The sequence below is a fragment of the Erwinia sp. BNK-24-b genome (assembly GCF_047456155.1).
Classification (GTDB): Bacteria; Pseudomonadota; Gammaproteobacteria; order Enterobacterales; family Enterobacteriaceae; genus Erwinia; species Erwinia phyllosphaerae.
The window spans coordinates 4,730,194-4,749,402 of record NZ_CP179901.1; the positions used below are offsets into that span (position 1 = coordinate 4,730,194).

The 19,209-nt window shown below is 52.3% G+C and carries 21 protein-coding genes; 8 read left to right on the plus strand and 13 right to left on the minus strand.

The window, feature by feature from the left end; genetic code table 11:
• Nucleotides 1-97: 97 nt before the first annotated feature.
• Nucleotides 98-754 (plus strand): hypothetical protein, encoded by a 657-nt coding sequence (locus ACMGGR_RS21710; RefSeq protein WP_414147854.1) that lies wholly within the window; start codon nt 98-100, stop codon nt 752-754.
• 1 nt (nt 755) lies between these two features.
• On the opposite strand, the gene ACMGGR_RS21715 is transcribed toward ACMGGR_RS21710, so the two are convergent.
• Nucleotides 756-1,976 carry a tyrosine-type recombinase/integrase gene (locus ACMGGR_RS21715; RefSeq protein ID WP_414147855.1) on the minus strand — a complete coding sequence of 407 codons (1,221 nt, stop codon included), beginning with the start codon at nt 1,974-1,976 and terminating at the stop codon, nt 756-758.
• A 199-nt stretch (nt 1,977-2,175) separates the two neighbouring features.
• Entirely contained in the window at nt 2,176-3,039 is an 864-nt protein-coding gene (locus ACMGGR_RS21720) for a YicC/YloC family endoribonuclease (RefSeq protein WP_414147856.1), read from the minus strand.
• 219 nt (nt 3,040-3,258) lie between these two features.
• Here ACMGGR_RS21720 and rph point away from each other — a divergent pair, with 219 nt between their 5' ends.
• Nucleotides 3,259-3,975 (plus strand): ribonuclease PH, encoded by a 717-nt coding sequence (gene rph, locus ACMGGR_RS21725; protein ID WP_246761648.1) that lies wholly within the window; start codon nt 3,259-3,261, stop codon nt 3,973-3,975.
• A 53-nt stretch (nt 3,976-4,028) separates the two neighbouring features.
• Complete coding sequence (gene pyrE / locus ACMGGR_RS21730; RefSeq protein WP_246761646.1) at nt 4,029-4,670, plus strand: orotate phosphoribosyltransferase; 642 nt, start codon at nt 4,029-4,031, stop codon at nt 4,668-4,670.
• Nucleotides 4,671-4,704: 34 nt separating this feature from the next.
• On the opposite strand, the gene slmA is transcribed toward pyrE, so the two are convergent.
• From slmA to coaBC, 3 genes are all read right to left on the minus strand, one after another.
• Entirely contained in the window at nt 4,705-5,301 is a 597-nt protein-coding gene (gene slmA, locus ACMGGR_RS21735) for a nucleoid occlusion factor SlmA (protein ID WP_414147857.1), read from the minus strand.
• 119 nt (nt 5,302-5,420) lie between these two features.
• Nucleotides 5,421-5,879: a dUTP diphosphatase gene (gene dut / locus ACMGGR_RS21740; protein WP_246761642.1), complete on the minus strand. Its 459-nt coding sequence runs from the start codon at nt 5,877-5,879 to the stop codon at nt 5,421-5,423.
• Complete coding sequence (gene coaBC / locus ACMGGR_RS21745; RefSeq protein WP_414147858.1) at nt 5,857-7,068, minus strand: bifunctional phosphopantothenoylcysteine decarboxylase/phosphopantothenate--cysteine ligase CoaBC; 1,212 nt, start codon at nt 7,066-7,068, stop codon at nt 5,857-5,859. Before coaBC ends, dut begins: the two co-directional genes overlap by 23 nt.
• Before the next feature lie 187 nt (nt 7,069-7,255).
• Between coaBC and radC the strand changes: the two genes are divergently transcribed.
• The 4 genes from radC (at nt 7,256) to mutM (ending at nt 9,519) form a co-directional block, all read left to right on the plus strand.
• Nucleotides 7,256-7,933, plus strand: a complete 678-nt coding sequence (radC, locus tag ACMGGR_RS21750; protein WP_246761638.1) for a RadC family protein — start codon at nt 7,256-7,258, stop codon at nt 7,931-7,933.
• Nucleotides 7,934-8,206: 273 nt separating this feature from the next.
• Complete coding sequence (gene rpmB / locus ACMGGR_RS21755) at nt 8,207-8,443, plus strand: 50S ribosomal protein L28 (RefSeq protein ID WP_246761637.1); 237 nt, start codon at nt 8,207-8,209, stop codon at nt 8,441-8,443.
• A 16-nt stretch (nt 8,444-8,459) separates the two neighbouring features.
• Complete coding sequence (gene rpmG, locus ACMGGR_RS21760; RefSeq protein ID WP_001051798.1) at nt 8,460-8,627, plus strand: 50S ribosomal protein L33; 168 nt, start codon at nt 8,460-8,462, stop codon at nt 8,625-8,627.
• An 82-nt stretch (nt 8,628-8,709) separates the two neighbouring features.
• Nucleotides 8,710-9,519, plus strand: coding sequence for a bifunctional DNA-formamidopyrimidine glycosylase/DNA-(apurinic or apyrimidinic site) lyase (gene mutM, locus ACMGGR_RS21765; RefSeq protein WP_246761634.1), 810 nt, complete (start codon nt 8,710-8,712; stop codon nt 9,517-9,519).
• Here mutM and coaD read toward each other — a convergent pair whose 3' ends face one another.
• The 8 genes from coaD to ACMGGR_RS21805 form a co-directional block, all read right to left on the minus strand.
• Nucleotides 9,520-10,002 (minus strand): pantetheine-phosphate adenylyltransferase, encoded by a 483-nt coding sequence (gene coaD / locus ACMGGR_RS21770; RefSeq protein ID WP_246761632.1) that lies wholly within the window; start codon nt 10,000-10,002, stop codon nt 9,520-9,522.
• Entirely contained in the window at nt 9,999-10,787 is a 789-nt protein-coding gene (locus tag ACMGGR_RS21775; protein WP_246761630.1) for a glycosyltransferase family 2 protein, read from the minus strand. Before ACMGGR_RS21775 ends, coaD begins: the two co-directional genes overlap by 4 nt.
• Nucleotides 10,788-12,062 (minus strand): lipid IV(A) 3-deoxy-D-manno-octulosonic acid transferase, encoded by a 1,275-nt coding sequence (gene waaA, locus ACMGGR_RS21780; protein ID WP_246761628.1) that lies wholly within the window; start codon nt 12,060-12,062, stop codon nt 10,788-10,790. It lies immediately after the preceding gene.
• Between the two features lie 103 nt (nt 12,063-12,165).
• On the minus strand, nt 12,166-13,299 hold the full coding sequence (locus ACMGGR_RS21785) for a glycosyltransferase family 4 protein (protein WP_414147859.1): 1,134 nt from the start codon (nt 13,297-13,299) through the stop codon (nt 12,166-12,168).
• Nucleotides 13,292-14,371, minus strand: coding sequence for a putative lipopolysaccharide heptosyltransferase III (gene rfaQ, locus ACMGGR_RS21790; protein WP_414147860.1), 1,080 nt, complete (start codon nt 14,369-14,371; stop codon nt 13,292-13,294). The genes ACMGGR_RS21785 and rfaQ overlap by 8 nt, the downstream gene beginning before the upstream one ends.
• 76 nt (nt 14,372-14,447) lie before the next feature.
• Nucleotides 14,448-15,449, minus strand: a complete 1,002-nt coding sequence (locus tag ACMGGR_RS21795; protein ID WP_414147861.1) for a glycosyltransferase — start codon at nt 15,447-15,449, stop codon at nt 14,448-14,450.
• 2 nt (nt 15,450-15,451) lie between these two features.
• Nucleotides 15,452-16,552, minus strand: coding sequence for a glycosyltransferase family 9 protein (locus ACMGGR_RS21800; protein WP_246761717.1), 1,101 nt, complete (start codon nt 16,550-16,552; stop codon nt 15,452-15,454).
• Between the two features lie 200 nt (nt 16,553-16,752).
• On the minus strand, nt 16,753-17,856 hold the full coding sequence (locus ACMGGR_RS21805; RefSeq protein WP_414147862.1) for a glycosyltransferase: 1,104 nt from the start codon (nt 17,854-17,856) through the stop codon (nt 16,753-16,755).
• A 296-nt stretch (nt 17,857-18,152) separates the two neighbouring features.
• Here ACMGGR_RS21805 and ACMGGR_RS21810 point away from each other — a divergent pair, with 296 nt between their 5' ends.
• On the plus strand, nt 18,153-19,115 hold the full coding sequence (locus ACMGGR_RS21810; protein ID WP_414147863.1) for a deacetylase: 963 nt from the start codon (nt 18,153-18,155) through the stop codon (nt 19,113-19,115).
• The last annotated feature ends 94 nt before the right edge of the window (nt 19,116-19,209 follow it).

The following is a 19,209-nucleotide window of genomic DNA, read 5'->3' on the forward strand; positions in this document are numbered from 1 at the left end:
TGTTTTAATCCTTTTTAATGAGAATAATCTTAATTATACTTTCTAAGCATACATTAGTACAACTTAATGTTCTTCTAAAATTATCATGGAGACCTTGATGTATAATTCAAATAAATTCAATGATATAGATTATAAAAAAGCTTTTTTGATTGATAGTATTAAGAGAGAAAAAGCTTTAGCCTGTGCTCTGGAAATAAGAAAATTTGAAATAGAATTATACTGGAAAAGAGCTACATATTTTTGGACATTTATTGGTGCAAGTTTCGTTGCTTTTATAGCCCTTCAATCCTCAAGTATCCCACAAGGTGATTCAAAACAAGAGCTTACTATAATGATTGTTTGTTTAGGGAGCGTTTTTTCTTTTGCTTGGTCATGTGTCAATAAAGGAAGCAAATTTTGGCAACAGAATTGGGAAAAACATGTTGATATGTTAGAAGATGACATAGTTGGCCCACTTTATAAAGTAGTGGCAAACTCACACTTAAGTAAGAATGAGAGTTATGCGACTGAGTTATTACTATTAAAATCAAGACCGTATTCAGTATCAAAAATAAACCAGTTGATAAGCTATTTTGTCTTCTTAATATGGCTCTTAATATTAATCAGGATAGTTATTGATTCAAATCTTGTTTCAAATCCTAATTGGTATTGCATATCTTTTATCATTTTCTCATTTTTAACCTGCCTTTCAATTTGTTTAGTATGTAAGTCATCCATTGAATTTTCCGATAGCAATTGGATAAAAAGGAGTTAATTTATAATTCTTTGATTAAGAACCGAAGCTCATTGCTTAATAAATAATGAGCTTTTACTCTCTCCATAAAATAGTCATGTCTGTCATAAATACCTTCAACACCTTTGAGCTTATGATTCAGGCATCTCTCGGCCACATGAGGAGGAACTGCCAGTGAAGCAAGTAAGCTTCGGCTCGTTCTTCTCAGATCATGGACAGTAAAATATTCAATATCACCCATAACGTTTTTGGGTTTCTTCTTTTTGCCAGGTTCAATACCGAACAGCTTCGCTATGGCTCTGTTGAGAGTGTCTTTTGCCATGTGCTGGGACTTGCTCACACGGCGATTTGGGAAGACATAAGAAGAGCCAAAGGCTCTGACCTTCAGCTCGTTTAAAATCTCAATTGCGAGTGGAGGAAGTGGGATGACAATACCTACACCAGATTTACTTCTTTCTTTTGGTAAGGACCATTTTTTATCTTCTAAATTGAATTCCGACCACGGAGCTTCTGTCAGCTCACTTTTGCGAACAGCAAGAAGCAGTAACAGGGCACAAGCGAGATAGTTATCACGAGAGAAGCTGTCCGAATGTTCTCTGAACACTTTAAAAACATAAGCAATCTCATCCAGGCTCAATGCTCTTTCTCTGCTCTTTTCAACACCTCCGGCATCATTCACTTTGAAAGCAGTCGCTGGGTTGCTCTGAATTAAACCGAGCTTAATGCCGTGATTGAAGAGTTGCTTCATGTGAAGAAGAGCATCATTGGAAATTGTAGGTCTTCCACTTTTAGTAATATTTTGAAGAATTGCTCTGACATCTATGGGAGTGACTTTGCTTAAGGCAAGTCCACCAATGGTAGGTGCTATGTCTTTACGGTAAATCCTTTCTGGAATTCGTGGGTGCTTCAATCGCTTTTCGAGGACTTTATGCCAGTCCTCGAAAAGATCATTCACTGTAATCAGTGCTTCAGGTCTGTTTAACTTTCTTTCTGCGATAGGGTCATCTCCAGCCATAACCTTTTTGCGAACATCTTCTGCAAGGCTACGAGCTTCTGCGAGTGACACTATAGAAACCTTCCCTAAAGTGATTTCCCGTCTCTTTGTTTGTGCTGTGTATCTCAGCATCCAGTATGGTTCACCCTTGGAGGGGATTTTCAGGTATAGACCTCGCTCATCTCCAAACTTACCAACTCTGCCTGCTTTTATCAGAGACTGAACGGCTTTTACTGTTAATGAACCCATATAACTGACCTGTCATTTTTAGTGGGGGGTATCTGGTTATAGACTGTTATATTTTTCTAGTAAAGCACAAATGCTCCCCATTTTGCCCCCCTAAATTTCGTGGATGTAAGTGGAGAAACATGTTCATTAGTGGAATTTAAATACCATAAAAAAGCCCATTTAACATGGGCTTATGGAATTTATAGGGTGAGGGTGGAAATTATTCGATATTTTGAATCTGCTCGCGCATCTGCTCAATCAGCACCTTAAGCTCAATGGCGGAGGTAGTCACTTCAGCATTAATCGACTTAGACGCCAGCGTATTAGATTCGCGATTGAACTCCTGCATCATAAAGTCCAGGCGGCGGCCAACGGCCTCTTTCTTCTTCAGGATGTTATAGGTTTCTTTAACGTGCGCTTCCAGGCGATCCAGCTCTTCTGCCACGTCTACGCGCTGCGCCAGCATAATCAGTTCCTGCTCGACGCGGTTAGTGTCCAGCTGTACCTGAGCCTCTTCCAGCTTGGTTATCAGCCGTTCACGCTGCCATTTCAGCACGTCCGGCATTTGCGCGCGGACCTTAACGATTTCGGCACTAACCCCTTCCAGACGCTGCTCAATCAGTGCTTTCAGAGCCGCGCCTTCGGTTTCACGTGCAATGATGAAGTCATCCAGCGCGGTATCCAACGCCTGCAGCAGCTCGGCAGAAATAGCGTCTAAATCCTGTTCCTCTGCGGACATCACGCCAGGCCAGCGCAGGATATCAACCGGGTTGATCTCTCCTTCATCGCTCTGCATTTTCACCCAGTTGGCAGCCTGAACCAGCTGAATTGCCAGCTTTTCGTTCAGCACCAGCGAGCTTTGTGCCCGCACGTCAGCGTCAAAACGCAAATTGCATTCAATTTTGCCGCGCGTCAGGCGGTTGCGGATGCGCTCACGGATAACCGGCTCCAGACCGCGGAACTGTTCCGGCAGGCGGATATAGGTTTCTAAATAGCGCTGGTTTACGGAACGAAGCTCCCAGGCTGCGCTGCCCCATTCGCCTTTTGTCTCACGCCGGGCGTAAGCGGTCATACTGCGGATCATTGTGCGTACCCGTTTTCAGAAAAAGTTCAGGTGATTATAGCGGTGCTGACGTTGCCTTAACAGGCATCAGGTCAAACTCTGGCAAATCAGTAGCCTCCTGAAGGTGTGAAAAATTCTCGTGTTCAGCGGAAACAGCGTTTACGCGGGTCGCCGTAGGCATCTGCTCTCGAAATCCGTATAATGCGCAGCCAATCACGATTTTTAAGCCGGAGAAAAACCATGCGACCAGCAGGCCGTCATGCCAGTCAGGTGCGTCCCGTTACCCTGACTCGCCACTATACTAAACATGCAGAAGGCTCCGTCCTGGTTGAGTTCGGCGAAACCAAAGTGCTTTGCACCGCCACCATTGAAGAGGGCGTTCCGCGCTTTCTGAAAGGTCAGGGCCAGGGTTGGGTAACTGCAGAATACGGCATGCTGCCCCGTGCTACCCACAGCCGTAACGCGCGTGAAGCTGCAAAAGGCAAACAGGGCGGCCGCACGCTGGAAATTCAGCGTCTGATCGCTCGTTCTCTGCGCGCCGCGCTGGATTTAAAAGCGCTTGGCGAATTCACTATCACCCTGGATTGCGACGTATTGCAGGCTGATGGCGGTACGCGTACTGCTTCTATTACCGGAGCCTGCGTAGCGCTGGCCGATGCGCTGAACCATCTTGTCGCTATTGGCAAACTGAAGGCCAACCCGATGAAAGGGATGGTTGCTGCCGTTTCTGTCGGTATCGTTAACGGTGAAGCGCTGTGCGATTTGGAATACGTTGAAGACTCTGCCGCAGAAACCGACATGAACGTGGTCATGACCGAAGATGGCCGGATGATTGAAGTGCAGGGCACCGCAGAAGGTGAGCCGTTCAGCCATGAAGAACTGCTGACGCTGCTCTCTCTGGCGCGCGGCGGCATTGATACGCTGATCGAAGCGCAGAAGGCGGCGTTACAAAACTGATATTCCAGGCGACCAGAGAGTCGCCTTTTTTATAACTGATTGAGGAACGAGACATGAAAGCCTGGCAGCGGCAGTTTATCGAATTCGCCATTAACAAACAGGTGCTGAAATTTGGCGAGTTTACGCTGAAATCAGGGCGGAAAAGCCCTTATTTTTTTAACGCCGGTCTGTTTAACACCGGGCGCGATCTGGCGCTGTTAGGGCGCTTCTATGCCCAGGCGCTGGTCGATTCTGGTATCGATTTTGATGTGGTTTTTGGCCCCGCTTATAAAGGCATTCCTATCGCTACCACCACTGCCGTAGCGCTGGCCGATCATCATGACCGCGATGTGCCTTATTGCTTCAACCGGAAAGAGGCAAAAGATCACGGCGAAGGCGGTACGCTGGTTGGCAGCCCGTTACAGGGACGCATTATGCTGGTAGATGACGTTATTACTGCCGGCACGGCCATTCGTGAATCAATGGAAATTATCGCCGCCAATCAGGCAACGCTGGCTGGCGTGCTGATTTCGCTGGATCGCCAGGAGCGCGGTCGGGGTCAGGAGTCGGCTATTCAGGAAGTGGAACGTGACTACGGCTGTAAGGTCATTGCCATTATCACGCTGAACGAACTCATTACCTATCTGGAAGAAAAACCGGAGCTGGCTGACCATCTGGCCGCCGTCCGCGCCTATCGTAAAGAGTATGGTATTTAAAAAACAGCGGGCCGCTGATAGCGGCCCGGGTTGTTCATACCAGCTGACAGGCCAGTAGCGGCCAGCGCGTTTCAAATTCTGCCGTAGGACGATAGCGGAACCCGGAACGGACAAAACGCGACAGCAATCCTTCAGAAAACGCCAGCAGCTGGGAAGCCAGCAGTGCCTCGTCCGTTTTGAAACCTTCACCATCACGCAGCTTCTGCTCGCGCAGCACCTGTTTAAGCTGCACCTCGATACGTTCAAACAGCTGATTGATTCTTCCCTGCAGGCGATCCTGTTCAAACATCAGGGCATGGCCGGTCAGAATGCGTGATAAGCCCGGATTACGCTCACCAAAACCCAGAATCAACTGGAGTATCAGGCGCAGGCGCGGAATCGCTTCCTTCTCATCCTGTAAAATCAGATTGATGCGCGTAATCAGGCTGTCTTCAATAAATTCAATCAGGCTGTCAAACATGCGCGTTTTGCTGGGGAAATGCCGATAAAGCGCAGCTTCCGAAACGCCGACGTTGGCGGCCAGTTTGGCCGTGGTAATCCGCTGGCTTCCGTCGCTGGATTCCAGCATTTGCGCCAGAGCCTGCAGTATTTCTTCGCGACGGTTCCTTTTCGCACTCTTTTTCTCTGCCATGTCCTGAAAGACCCCTGAAATATCACTTTATACGGGCCAACGCCCACGCGACATCCGTGAGCGGTCGTGCTCACGGCGAAAATATGGGAGTTACTCGCTCACGAATGCCAGGCTGGCGACTACTGACGGCCTGAGTGGCCGAAGCCGCCTTCACCACGCACGCTGGCGTCAAAGTCGTTGACCAGATTAAATTCAGCCTGCACAACCGGTACAAAGACCATCTGCGCAATACGTTCGCCAGGCTCAATGCTGAACGTGTCCTGTCCACGGTTCCACACGGAAACCATCAGCTGTCCCTGATAATCGGAATCGATCAGGCCCACCAGATTGCCCAGCACCACGCCATGTTTATGGCCCAGACCGGAACGCGGCAGGATCACCGCGGCCAGCTGCGGATCGGCAATATGAATAGCCAGACCGGTAGGCACCAGCGTGGTCGCGCCAGGAGCCAGCTGTACGGCTTCATCCAGGCAGGCGCGCAGGTCGAGACCAGCGGAACCCGAGGTGGCGTAAGCGGGCAGGGGAAAAGTGGTGCCCACGCGCGGGTCTAAAATCTTAACGTCGATTTTTTTCTTCATAACGGCTGACTATTTCGTCCAGTAATTGTTGGCCCAGGAGCTGCTTATCGCTAAGCGGTAAGACTTTGTTCCCTTCTTGCCAGAAAAGATGCAGGGCATTGGTTTCACTATTGAATCCTTGCCCGGCTTTAGAAACATCATTAGCGCAGATCAGATCCAGATTTTTCCGTACCCTTTTTTGCCGGGCATATTCTTCCACATTCCGGGTTTCTGCTGCAAACCCCACGACAAAAGGACGATGTTCCTGCATGGCCGCTACGCCAGCAACAATGTCCGGGTTTTTTATCATCTTCAGAACGATTTCATCGCCCTGTTTTTTGATTTTTTCTTCAGAGAACGCCGCCGCGCGATAGTCACCAACGGCAGCAGAAGCAATAAAAATGTCCTGGCTGGCAGCGGAAGCCATGACGGCCGCTTCCATTTCCAGCGCGCTGATGACGTCAATACGGTTAACGCCCGGCGGCGTGGCTAACGCGACCGGTCCTGCAACCAGCGTGACGCTGGCACCGCGTTTTGCGGCAGCGGCGGCGATAGCAAAACCCATTTTACCCGAGCTGTGGTTGGTGATAAACCGGACTGGATCAAGCGACTCGCGGGTTGGACCAGCGGTTACCATGATGTTGAGGTGCGTCAAATCGTTGCCTGAAGAAGCCCAGTGAACCGCTTCGTCGACAATCGTTAACGGATCCAGCATGCGTCCTGGCCCTACGTCGCCACAGGCCTGACTGCCGCTGTCCGGTCCCCAAATCATCAGGCCGCGCTCGCGTAATACCTGAAGATTGTGTTGCGTAGCGGTAGCCCGGTACATTTGCTGGTTCATAGCCGGTACAACGGCGATGGGGGCAGCGGTAGCAAGACAGATGGTAGTGACCAGATCGTTAGCCATACCCGCCGTGACGCGCGCGATAAGGTCGGCTGTGGCAGGGGCCAGGATAACCAGATCGGCCCATTTCCCCAGTTCAATATGGCCCATTGCCGCTTCCGCCGCCGGGTCCAGCAGGCTGTCGCTGACCGGATAACCCGAGACGGCCTGCAGGCTCAGCGGCGTGATAAACGCTTTTGCCGCTTCGGTCATGGCCACCCGAACTTCTGCGCCGCGATCGCGCAGGCGTCTTACCAGCTCTGGCGCTTTGTAAGCCGCTATACCGCCGCTGATGCCCAGAACTATACGTTTACCGTTTAATGTCATGCTATCCGCTCCGTTGAGACAGATGGGCGCGCAGGCGCCGGAATGCCGCCATTTTACCACACTCCCGGTTTGCTGACTTTTAACGCAGCATCATCTTTGCGAGAGAACTCGCAGAGCGGCCTTACCCGCGTAGAAAACTACTGTATATAATGCCATGATTCTGTCTGTTGCGGAAGGAGGAAAGCACATGAAGAAGCCATGGAAAAAGCTACCGCCACGTGAAAAGCTGGTGGCGGAAGGGGTAGAAGCGTTAACGGATATAGAGCTGTTAGCCATTTTTCTCCGTACCGGGGCAAACGGCGTCCATGTAATGGCGCTGGCCCGGCAGCTGATTGAAGAATTTGGTTCACTTTACCGGCTGATGACGGCAGACAAAGACGCGTTTTTGCAGATAAAGGGCGTGGGCGTAGCAAAATATGCGCAGCTGAACGCCATAGCCGAGCTTGGACGACGCTTTTTTACCTGTTCTGATTCAATGAAGCAGGCCGTGCAGAGCTCCACGGATATGGTGAATTATCTGCACAGCAGGCTGGCGCATCGCGAGCGTGAAATTTTTATGGTGGTTTTTTTTGATAGTCAGCACCGGATTATTGAAGCTTGCGAAATGTTTGCTGGCGCTATCGCCAGCGTTGAGGTTCATCCGCGCGAAATTGTCCGCAGGGCGTTAAAAAATAACGCGGCGGCAATTGTGCTCGCTCATAACCATCCTTCGGGCATCGCCACGCCCAGCATGGCCGATCGTGATGTAACTCAACAGGTTATCACCTGCTGCCAGCATTTCAGCATTCGCGTACTGGACCATATTGTGATTGGCCGTGGCGAATATGTCTCTTTTGCCGAGCAGGGATGGCTCTCACCCGGCTGAAGCGCGGAAACCGCGTGGTTTTTAACCGGCAGACAACACTTTTTGCGTTCAAATGGAGCAATTTTGCACGATCCAAAGGGATCTTTATCTGTTCGGGACTTGAGCACCGGCCTTGCAGGGCGTATACTACGCCACCTTTGAGAATCTCGGGTTTGGCATTTGGGCCTGCTCAGCGGGTTCACATAGAACTCGCCTGGATGGGCTAAGAGCCTGACGAGGCGGCCAAGACCTTATTTTTAAAGCTCGAGCTTATTTGATTTTTGGAGAATTGACATGTCACGAGTCTGCCAGGTAACTGGAAAGCGTCCGGTGACGGGTAACAACCGTTCCCACGCAATGAACGCGACGAAACGCCGTTTCCTGCCGAACCTGCACTCTCACCGTTTCTGGGTTGAGAGCGAAAAGCGCTTCGTTACACTGCGCGTATCTGCCAAAGGCATGCGCGTAATTGATAAAAAGGGTATTGAGACGGTTCTGGCCGATCTGCGTATCCGCGGTGAGAAGTACTAAGGTAAGGAACTGAAACATGGCTAAAGGTATTCGTGAGAAGATCAAGCTGGTTTCTTCTGCTGGTACAGGTCACTTCTATACCACCACGAAGAACAAGCGTACTAAGCCGGAAAAACTGGAACTGAAGAAATTCGATCCTGTTGTCCGCCAGCACGTGATCTACAAAGAAGCTAAAATCAAGTAATTGAGATTAGCGACTGAAAAACCCTGCCTCGGCGGGGTTTTTTCTTTTGTGAGAACGGAAAAATTCCCAGCGGGAGGTTTGAATGCCGGAGTTACCTGAGGTAGAAACCAGCCGACGCGGTATCGAACCGCATCTTGTCGGCGCCACTATTCTGCACGCCGTAGTACGCAATGGCCGCCTGCGCTGGCCTGTCTCTCATGAAATTCACAGCCTCAGCGACCAGCCGGTCCTTAGCGTCCAGCGTCGCGCCAAATATCTGCTGTTAGAGCTGCCTGAAGGCTGGATTATTATCCATCTTGGGATGTCCGGTAGCTTACGCGTGCTGTCAGAGGAGACGCCTCCAGCCAAGCACGACCACGTTGACCTGGTGATGAACAATGGCAAAGTGCTGCGCTATACCGATCCACGTCGCTTTGGCGCCTGGCTATGGAGCAGCGACCTGACCGCCAGCAATGTGTTAGCGCATCTCGGCCCTGAACCGCTAAGTGAAGCGTTTAACGCAGATTACCTGTTTGAGAAGTCGCGCGGCAGACGAACGCCGGTTAAGCCATGGCTGATGGATAACAAGCTGGTGGTGGGCGTTGGCAATATCTACGCCAGCGAATCGCTGTTTGCGGCCGGGATCCATCCCGATCGCCCAGCGATGGACCTGAGCAAAGAAGATGCATCTTTGCTGGTCGCGACGATTAAAGCGGTGCTACTGCGCTCCATTGAACAAGGCGGCACCACGCTACGCGACTTTCTACAGTCGGACGGGAAACCGGGCTATTTTGCTCAGGAACTGCAGGTTTACGGCCGGGCGGGTGAGCCTTGCCGCGTTTGCACTACGCCAATAGTTGGCGCAAAGCACGCGCAGCGCAGTACTTTTTACTGCCCAACCTGCCAGAAATAGCTAGTCCGACAGCTTTGCCAGCAGCGCGTTATAGACGGGCGCTGGCAAAAAAGCGCTGACGTCGCCCTGATGGCGCGCCACTTCTTTCACCAGCGTGGAAGAGATAAACGAATACTTTTCGGAAGGCATCAGGAACACGCTTTCAAGCTCCGCCAGCAGATGGCGGTTCATCCGCGCCAGCTGCATCTCATACTCAAAGTCGGAAACCGCCCGCAGGCCGCGCACCAGTACATTTGCCTGGCGATCGCGCGCAAAGTTTGCCATCAGGTCGCTAAATCCCGTCACTTCTACATTGGGCAAATGCGCTACCACCTGCTGCGCCAGCGCCACGCGTTCGTTCAGCGAAAACATAGGCTTTTTGCTGGGGCTGGCGGCGATAGCCAGAATGATATGGTCAAACATGCGCGCCGCACGCGTGATAATGTCCAGATGGCCGTTAGTCAGCGGGTCAAAGGTGCCAGGATAGATCGCTTTTGTGCTCATAAACCGCCCTTACCGGAAGCGTGCGAAGAGTGATTCAGCGCCCACAGCGCCGTATATTTATTGAAAGTATACTGCGCGTTGACCACCGCCAGCAGCCAGCCCTGTTTACCATCCAGAAACCCGACGCGCAGCACCAGCGTTTTCAGAAAAGCACCCAGCGTATGGGCAAAAATCGCCGCCATACTGCACTTTTTCCCCTGATGATGGCGCTGCTTTGCCCAGGCTTCCGCATAGGCAAACTGCTTCCACTGAAAGGCGGAAAAATCGCGGCAGGTTAAATGCAGCAGGTCGCCTTTCAGCGCCACTACCTGTGCGTCCTGGGTTTCCAGCGATTCGTGTACCTGATGGTCGTTATAGGTAAAGTCGCGCGGGTAAAGGCGCGTTACCCTGTCGGGATACCAGCCGCTATGGCGCATAAAACGCCCCAGAAACAGATTGCGACGGCCCAGGCTGTAAACGGTACGGCCAGCGGCAGGCTGTTCTAATACGGCCTCAATAGCGCTGCGCAGCTGGGGCGTGACGCGCTCATCGGTATCGATCATCAAAATCATCGGATGACTGGCATGGCTTTGAGCCAGCTGGCGCTGTTTGCCGTAACCGCGCCACTCGTGAGAGTGGAAAACTTTCGCGCCGTGCCGGGCAGCAATCTGCGGCGTGCCGTCGCTGCTGCCGGAATCCAGCAGCACGATTTCATCGGCCCAGCTCACGGATTCCAGGCATTCCGGCAGCAGTTCGGCCGCATCTTTGGCGATCAGTACAACCGACAGAAGCTGACGTGAAGACATTTAGTGATTCCGCTGTGGCAGATAAGGTTCGAGTAACTGTAGCAAACGCTGTAGCGCGCCCTGGTTCTGATGCAGAACGTCTACCGCATGGCGGCCATAGTACAGACGATAATCTTCATCGGTGAGCAGGGTGCCGATCTCTTTATCCAGCGAGTCGGCATCGGTAACGGTAATCAGCCCGTCCGCCTGCTGCAGCTTCGCGCAGATATCTTTAAAGTTAAAAGTATGGGGGCCCATAAGCACCGGAATTGCATGCGCGGCGGCTTCCAGCGGATTGTGTCCGCCTCGTTCCACCAGGCTGCCGCCGACGAATGCCACATCGGCAATGCCGTACAGCAGCATCAACTCGCCCATCGTATCGCCAATCACTACCTGCGTACCGCCCGAAGGGATTTCGCCGCTGCTGCGTGTGATAAAGCTAAAGCCAGCCTTCTGCGTCATCTCGCGCGCGGTAGAAAAACGCTCCGGATGGCGAGGCACCAGAATAAGGAGCAGATCGGGGAAGCGCGCCAGAAGTTTGCGGTGCGCTTCCAGAATAATGCTTTCTTCGCCTTCATGCGTGCTGGTTGCTATCCATACCTGGCGGCGTGAAGCCCACTGGCGGCGCAACGCAACCGCGCGTGCGGCCAGCTCCGGCGTTACGGAAATATCAAACTTCAGGCTGCCGGTCACGGTCAGCTGGGAACGCTTCAGGCCAAGGCTGACGAAACGCTCGCCGTCTTCTGCGTTTTGCGCCGCAATCAGCGTGATTTTTTGCAGCAGGCGCTGCATAAATTTGCCCAGCTTGCCGTAGCCTTTCGCCGAGCGTTCAGAAAGACGAGCATTGGCGATGACCAGCGGGATTTTACGGGCGTGAAGCTGTGCAATCATGTTCGGCCACAGTTCGGTTTCCATAATGATCACCAGACGTGGATTCACATTGTTCAAAAACCGATTCATGGAGCCGGGCAGATCGTAAGGCAGATAAACGTGATGAACATCTTTACCGAAGGCCGAGGCCGCGCGTTCCGAACCGGTCGGCGTCATGGTGGTGACGGTAATCGGCATGGAAGGATAACGGTGGCGTAGCGCCCTGACCAGCGGCACGGCAGCCAGCGTCTCGCCGACGGAAACGGAGTGCAGCAGAATACCGTCCGGCCTGACTTTGTCTTTGCAGTAGCCGTAGCGTTCCGCCCAGCGTTGACGATAGGCCGGTGCCTTTCTGCCGCGCAGCCAGAGCCGCAGCCAAATCAGAGGCTGAATAAGGTAGAGCAGGACAGAATAAATTGTTGTCATCACAATGTTTACGAATTACAGAGAGACTCGCGCCAGAAAAAGCCGGAAAAGAGAAACATTACCGCATGTTAGCAGATAAGTCGCGCGTGCTCACATCTTCTTCTCAGGCCTGCTGCAACACTTGTTGATATAGCGCATGAAGCTGGCCTGCCAGCCGCTGCGGTGAGCAAGGCAGAACGCGCTCGCGGGCCGCATCGCCCATACGACTGTCGAGCGTTCTGACTGTGATAGCGTTAGCGGCGGCAGTCAGTGCCGTAACGTCCAGCGCATCACACACGTAGCCCTGCTCGCCATCAACGATAAATTCCGCTCCGCCGCAGGTAAAACTGGTAATAACCGGCAGCCCACACGCCATCGCTTCCAGAATGACGTTTGGAAAAGGATCGTAGAGCGTCGGCAGCATCAGTGCGTCAGCCGCGTGATAGTAAGGAGTAACGTTGTGCTGAACGCCGACAAAATGCACGCGGTTTTCGCATCCCAGCTGGCGAGCCAGGTTTACATACCGGGACTGCTGCTTGTCCTGACCAACAACCAGTAAATGCGCATCGGTAGCGGCCAGCGCCGTTATGGAGGCTTTTAAGCCTTTGCGTTCAAAACCGGAACCGACGTAGATAAAGACTTTGGCGTCAGCGGGTAAGTTTAATGCCGTACGCGACTGCTGGCGCTCTTCCAGCGTGGCGGGCCTGAAGCGCTGGGCATCAATAGCGTTGTAGATAACCGCGAACTTTTCTTCCGGCACCTGAAAGCAGCGCATGATGTCGTTCTTTACCATCAGCGAGTTACAGATGATTTTCTTCAGCGCTGGCGAGCGAAACATCTTTTCTTCTGCCGCCATGACGTAGCGATGATAGGGACTCAGGCTGGTTAGCAGCCGCTGCGCCGGGGAAACAACGCGCGCTCTTTGCTCCAGCCAGACGCGATGCACGCCGTCACCGGCGCGAAAAATATCGCAGCCCGCTATGCGCTCGTGGCTTTGCACGATATCGAATTTTTCCCGCTGCCAGCATTCACGGGCGGCCACGGCGAAACCACGCTCGCGTGAAATCCTTCCCCATTTTTTAGGGTTGCAGATATGCAGGTGCCAGTCCGGCTTTGGCTCGCCCTGCCAGCTGCGGGTGATGATATTTAACTCCAGGCTATCGTCGTCCAGCGCTTCAAGCGCCCGCGAGATAAAGCGTTCAGCGCCGCCGTCCGGCCGATATTTCTGCCGCACTATGGCCAGCCGTATTTTATTCATCCAGATAACTCCTTGCGGCTTTTACTACGTCATCCAGCGGGATCGCTGAAAGATAGCGCGTCTCCGTGCCGGTATTAATGCTGTCCGGTGACGGCAGCGGCGCGTAGTCTCCTGCCCAGATCACCCGGTTATTTTCTCCCCATGGTCGCCATTGCGTCAGCTTGGTCGGGCCGAAAAGGGCGATACAGGACGTATTTAACGCGGCGGCCATATGCATTGGCGCAGAATCGACGCCGATAAAAAGGCGAGCGTGATCGATTAACGAAGCCAGCTGCGGCAGCGTTAGCTTACCGGCCAGCGAAACGGCTTTATTGGGACAGAGCGTAAGAATATGTTCAATCATCGCCAGCTCTTTCTTATCGGGCGCGGCGGTTAACACTATGTCTGTTTCGCCAGAAGCCAGTGCGCTCACCAGGCCGGCGACCTTTTCATCTTCCCAGCACTTAAACACCCAGCGCGAAGTTGGCTGAATAACGATATAGGGCCGCGTAACCTGGTTTTGGGTCAGCACTGCCTGCGTATGTTGCCAGTCGCTGTCGCTGTAATACATCGCGGCCGAAAAACCGCTGGAAGCAATCCCCAGCGGCTGTAGCGCAGACAGGTTCTGTTCGACCGTATGTAGCTGGCTATGGTTGCTGGTGGAAACCAGATGGGTATGCGCTTTACGCCAGAAGAGGCTGCGGCGCTTGTTGTAAGCGAAACCAATTCTGACCCGCGCGCCGGATAAGCCAGTAATGATCGCGCTGCGCCACTGATCGGCCAGATTAATCACCAGATCGTAGCGCTGACGGCGAATCGTGCCGAGTAGCGCCGCTTCATGCCGGATATGCGCCAGCGCCCCTTCCTGTTTCCATTTGCGATCGATAAAGTGCAGCTGGCGAATATGCGGATGCGCCTGCAGCATCGGCAGCGTCTCTTTATAGAGCAGCACGTCAATACTGGCCTGCGGATAACGCTGGCGAAGCGCTTCAATAACCGGCGTGGTCAGCAGCATATCGCCATGATGGCGCAGCTTGATCAGCAAAATTTTCTGCGGCGCAAAGCTGGCGGGAATCGACTGGAGAGTAGCCATACTTATGGGATCTCAACATAAAGTGAACCGATTGTAAGAAAAAGTCCGACTGCGGAAAAGCCGGGATGCTTCAGCATCAGCGCTGACGCCAGCGGTAAATCCGGCCCAGCCAGAGCAGCAGCTGATACCACTGTTTAATGCCGCGGGCATTACGCATCATTCGCCCTGGCGTTTTGCTGGCGAACAGATCCGCTATCATTGCCTGTCGCGCCGCCGCGTCCGGTTCACGACGCAGGGCATGGCAAACGGTCAACGCCTCTTTCGTTACCTGGCGATACACGGCCGGGCCGATTTTCACCTTATGGCGATAGCGCAGGTTAATTTCATCCAGCATGCGGGCAATTTTCAAATAGTGGCGCTGGTACTCGACGTTGGCCATCCCGCTACGTTTGCGGTTGCTGATAGACTGGTCGTGAACGTAATAGCGATACATCACCTCGCTGGTATAGCGCACGCGACGCGCGTTCAGCATCAGTTCGGTGGTCCACGGGATATCCTGATGATGCAGCCCAGGCTCAAACAGCAGGTTCAGCTCTTCGATAAGCGAGCGGCGATAAATGCCCAGCCAGACCACGTGCAGATAGCGGTTGGTGGAAAGCGCCTGTTGCAGCCAGTCGGCGCCGCTCAGCACGGCAGTGGATTGCAATCGGTCTTCAGGGATCAGCGTTTTTGCACGGCCAGACCCCCAGAATACGCGCTCTGCATTACACTGCGCCACGTCCAGATCGTCCTGTTCGGCCATTGCCGTCAGCTTGCTGTACATCTCTGGCGACAGCGTGTCGTCGGCGTCCGGAAAGGTGACGTATTTACCGCGTGCGATTGCCAGTCCGGCATTGCGCGCGCGCGATACGCCGCCGTTTGCCTGATCGATAACGTGTACATGCTCATACTCGCTGGCGTAGCGGTGTGCCAGCTGTGCCGATTCATCCGTTGAGCCATCATTAACAATGATGATTTCCATTGATTGCAGCGTTTGCGCCAGCGCGGAGTCAATGAAAGCCTGGAAACTGCTTCCGGCGTTGTACATCGGGACAATAGCGCTCAGCAAAAGGGCCGGGTGTTTTTCTTGCGGCTTCATACTCAGGAGTCGGTCTTCTTTTCTTGTAATGGCGGCTTGCGCGCGCAAATAAAATCGTAAATATCATTGAGCTTACGGTCGTCAAGCTCATAAAGCTGTTCAACGGGATGGTTGAATTTATACAGCGCATGAAAAACGAACGAGGAAGGCGCGATATGATTAGGCCCAATCAGCAGCACGTCGCCCAGCGGACGCTGCTCTTCGACACAGCAGGGGCCATAAATCAAAACAACCGGCACGTTTTGCGAATCGGCAATGTAGATATTGCCGGAATCGGACGCCACGTAAAAATCCATCTGGCTGATGGCGTAAGGCAGGCCTTCCAGCGAAACCTTTCCGATCATATTGACGATGTTATCGCTTTCACCCGTCACCTTATTGAGTTCATGCAGGCGCGTAAGTTCATTTGGTGCGCCAAAAACATAAAACAGGCAGGGCAGCGAGCTGAGGCGGTCAAACAGGGCTTTCCAGATGGTGGGCGGAATAGTTTTTGCCTGGTTACCGGCAGAAATGCTGATGCCGATTTTGATTTTGTCCGTTCTGAAAACTTCTTCGGGCGTATTAGCAGGTTTCAGGAGCGGCAGCGTCGCGTGTTTGGGATAGCTTTCTTTCGTTAACGAGCGGTCTGCCAGCTTGAGGTAATTTTCCAGCGTCAGTGAATACTGGTCGTGTTCGACCACGCCGGTTGCGGTCAGATAAAAAATGCCCTGATACCATTTGCGGCGGTACATCGACAGAAACTGTTTGTTGCTGGCATTACAACAGGCGGCGTAGAACAGATTGGTATTGTTGGGATGCAGAAGATAAACGTTTTCATAGCGGTTCATGAGCTTAAACGCGAGCTTAAGCTTGCTGAAGGTGTTGTTTTTATGTTCTTCGATATAAAAAATTTCTGCCAGCGTCTGGTCGTGCTGCGCCAGCGGCGCAACGGTACGGCTCAGCAGCGCATCGCTACGTTCAAGATGGGTAAGTAACGGAGTGATATTAATGAAATCACCAATTTTTGCCGTCTGGATAACCAGGTTACGGGCCTGCTTTTTATGGTTTAGCTTCATTAACAGCTTGAACGGCAGCAAAAGCAAAAACAACAGCACGTAATTCACGCTCGATTCTCCCTGAGCCGTGCCCGGTTTGCTGCCCACAGGCTTTTTACCGTGCTCTGATATCCGTTCCCGGTTATGAGCATTACCATACTAAAAACCTTAAGTGAAAATAGGCGCTGGTCGGTCTGGCCGACGAGAGCGCTGAAATGAATGTCTGAGGCTTTCAGACACCGCCAGTTCATAAATGTTGCCGGGCCAGGTTAATCCTTCGTTAACGCGAGATATTGCTGGCAGATCGCTTCAATACTGTAGGCATCAAGATTTAGCTGTGAAACGTCAGGCGGATTCGACCAGATATCCTGCATGGTATGCGCCAGCGAGTCCACATCCAAATCTGCCAGCCCGCGCGCCAGTTCGCCGGTCAAAATAGAAATTGGCCCACCAGGGCAGCGCGTGCTGACCACCGGCACTTTGCAGATTAACGCTTCCACTAACACGTTACCAAATCCTTCGCTGTCCGAGCTGACCACCAGCATTTTTGCGTGACGGATCCACGGATAAGGATTGCTGAGGAAACCTTTAAAAATCACGCGATCCTGAATGCCCAGCTCGACGGCCAGCTTCTTTATCCGTCCGGTCGCTTCCTCATTTCCCTGACCAATCAAGACCAGCGGCGCGCCGATCCCCGTTTGCGCATAGGCTTTAAGCAGTCGATCGTGTCGTTTAGTCTGATGAAAGCGGCCAACATGGATTAAATAAGGTTTTCCTGCCATGTCACAAGGTTGCAGTGAAGCCTCAAGAACAGTATCAAAATCAAAAGGATTAAAAATTATCCGCTCGTGCTGCGGCTGAACGGCAAAAGCGCGTTTCAGATCGCTCACTACGTATTGAGAAACGCCAATGATGTTGCGGTTCTGATAAATACGGCGCGTTTTTAACTTTTTCTGCCACAGGGAAAAACCCTGACGGTGCGCCAGATAGGAAGCAGAGAAAACGCCGTGCAGGCAGAACCAGGTTTTGTCTTTGGCCAGATGTTGGCAGCGGCTGACGATACGGTCGGTTTTATGCAGGTGAGAAACGACCAGATCAAAAGGGCCGCCTTCTTTTTCTGCCTGCATGATGGCCTGGTCCAGCTTTGCTGCACGGCGGCTTAACTCGGTAAGCTTACGCCAGGGAAAAGAGCAGCGGTCCTTGATGACTTGATAGTCCAGACCGGCAGGAATGGCATAATCACAAACGCTGCGAAGCGAAAAAAGCGACACCCGGTGACCGCGCTCTATTAATCCTTTGGAAAGCGTTAGCACAACTTTCTCTGCGCCCCCACCGGGCAGACCGTCAATGATCATTAATACGCGCTTGGACAATTTTTTACCCTTAGCAGAGAAAGCCTATGATATGGACGACTTCCCTGCCGTTCATCATACGAAGATAAACCATCTTTTTTAACGTTCTACAGCATTCCTTTATTGAAGCTCGTTGATTTCATCCTGGCAATGTTGTGATTTTGTAAGGTGAACCGCCTTATTTGTGTATCTTAGAAAAATAAGAAAGATAGCGCTACAGCGAATACCTTTTAGCGACGTATTTCTGCAAATACTTTTGCGTCTGTTGAGGCCGCTGATAACATACCGGCAGGTTTAAAACGGAGTACCGCATCAACATGAAAACCCCTGCATTTCTTATCACCATCGACACAGAGGGTGACAATCTCTGGCGTAACCGCTCCGGCCATATTACGACCAAAAATGCCGGCTATCTCTCTCGTTTTCAGGAACTGTGCGAGAAATATACTTTTAAACCTACCTGGCTGACGAACTACGAGATGGCTATCGATCCGATCTATATCGATTTTGCCCGTGATGTTATTGCCCGTGGTCAGGGTGAGGTAGGCATGCATCTCCATGCCTGGAACAGCCCGCCAGCGTATGAGCTTACGGATAACGACTGGCAGCACCAGCCCTATCTGATTGAGTATCCGCATGAAGAAATGCGTAAAAAAGTCAGCTTCATGACGGAACTGCTGGAAAAAACCTTTAGCACCAAAATGCTCAGCCACCGCGCTGGCCGCTGGGCCTTTGACGAATATTATGCTCAGCTACTGATTGAGCACGGCTATCAGGTTGACTGTTCGGTAACGCCCGGCGTTAACTGGCAGTTTTCGCCAGGCGCGCCGCAGGGTAAAGGCGGCAGCAACTATACGCACTTTCCGCGTTCAGCCTATTACCTGGATGCGAATGACATTTCTCGTCCCGGTAAATCTTCGCTGCTCGAAGTGCCCATGAGCATCCAGTATAAGCATTCCGGTTTGATGAACGCCGTTAAACAGGGATACGACCGCCTGCGCGGTAAGCGCCGCAGCCCTTCCGTGCACTGGCTGCGTCCTACGGGCGGCAATGTTGAGCAGATGACTGGGGTGGCGCAAAAAACGCTGGCTGGCGGCGCAGATTACGTAGAGTTTATGCTGCACTCCAGCGAGTTTATGCCCGATGGTAGCCCAACCTTTAAAACCGCCGAGGATATCGACAGGCTTTATGACGATCTGGAGCAGCTTTTTATCTGGCTGCAAAGCCGCACGCAGGGGATGACGCTGGCGGAGTATGCTACGGCTAAAGCGGCTGGCTGAAATCGTTGTCCGGGATGCTGTTGAAACAGATGATTAATGTTGCCTGATGCCGCTGACAAAGCGGCTGAAAGGCTCGTCTCCGTCAGGGAGAAGC

Bases quoted from the DNA above. Each gene is read 5' to 3' on its own strand.
- ACMGGR_RS21710 (WP_414147854.1), top strand. From the start codon at position 98: ATGTATAATTCAAATAAATTCAATGATATAGATTATAAAAAAGCTTTT.
- ACMGGR_RS21715 (WP_414147855.1), bottom strand. From the start codon at position 1,976: ATGGGTTCATTAACAGTAAAAGCCGTTCAGTCTCTGATAAAAGCAGGC.
- ACMGGR_RS21720 (WP_414147856.1), bottom strand. From the start codon at position 3,039: ATGATCCGCAGTATGACCGCTTACGCCCGGCGTGAGACAAAAGGCGAA.
- rph (WP_246761648.1), top strand. From the start codon at position 3,259: ATGCGACCAGCAGGCCGTCATGCCAGTCAGGTGCGTCCCGTTACCCTG.
- pyrE (WP_246761646.1), top strand. From the start codon at position 4,029: ATGAAAGCCTGGCAGCGGCAGTTTATCGAATTCGCCATTAACAAACAG.
- slmA (WP_414147857.1), bottom strand. From the start codon at position 5,301: ATGGCAGAGAAAAAGAGTGCGAAAAGGAACCGTCGCGAAGAAATACTG.
- dut (WP_246761642.1), bottom strand. From the start codon at position 5,879: ATGAAGAAAAAAATCGACGTTAAGATTTTAGACCCGCGCGTGGGCACC.
- coaBC (WP_414147858.1), bottom strand. From the start codon at position 7,068: ATGACATTAAACGGTAAACGTATAGTTCTGGGCATCAGCGGCGGTATA.
- radC (WP_246761638.1), top strand. From the start codon at position 7,256: ATGAAGAAGCCATGGAAAAAGCTACCGCCACGTGAAAAGCTGGTGGCG.
- rpmB (WP_246761637.1), top strand. From the start codon at position 8,207: ATGTCACGAGTCTGCCAGGTAACTGGAAAGCGTCCGGTGACGGGTAAC.
- rpmG (WP_001051798.1), top strand. From the start codon at position 8,460: ATGGCTAAAGGTATTCGTGAGAAGATCAAGCTGGTTTCTTCTGCTGGT.
- mutM (WP_246761634.1), top strand. From the start codon at position 8,710: ATGCCGGAGTTACCTGAGGTAGAAACCAGCCGACGCGGTATCGAACCG.
- coaD (WP_246761632.1), bottom strand. From the start codon at position 10,002: ATGAGCACAAAAGCGATCTATCCTGGCACCTTTGACCCGCTGACTAAC.
- ACMGGR_RS21775 (WP_246761630.1), bottom strand. From the start codon at position 10,787: ATGTCTTCACGTCAGCTTCTGTCGGTTGTACTGATCGCCAAAGATGCG.
- waaA (WP_246761628.1), bottom strand. From the start codon at position 12,062: ATGACAACAATTTATTCTGTCCTGCTCTACCTTATTCAGCCTCTGATT.
- ACMGGR_RS21785 (WP_414147859.1), bottom strand. From the start codon at position 13,299: ATGAATAAAATACGGCTGGCCATAGTGCGGCAGAAATATCGGCCGGAC.
- rfaQ (WP_414147860.1), bottom strand. From the start codon at position 14,371: ATGGCTACTCTCCAGTCGATTCCCGCCAGCTTTGCGCCGCAGAAAATT.
- ACMGGR_RS21795 (WP_414147861.1), bottom strand. From the start codon at position 15,449: ATGAAGCCGCAAGAAAAACACCCGGCCCTTTTGCTGAGCGCTATTGTC.
- ACMGGR_RS21810 (WP_414147863.1), top strand. From the start codon at position 18,153: ATGAAAACCCCTGCATTTCTTATCACCATCGACACAGAGGGTGACAAT.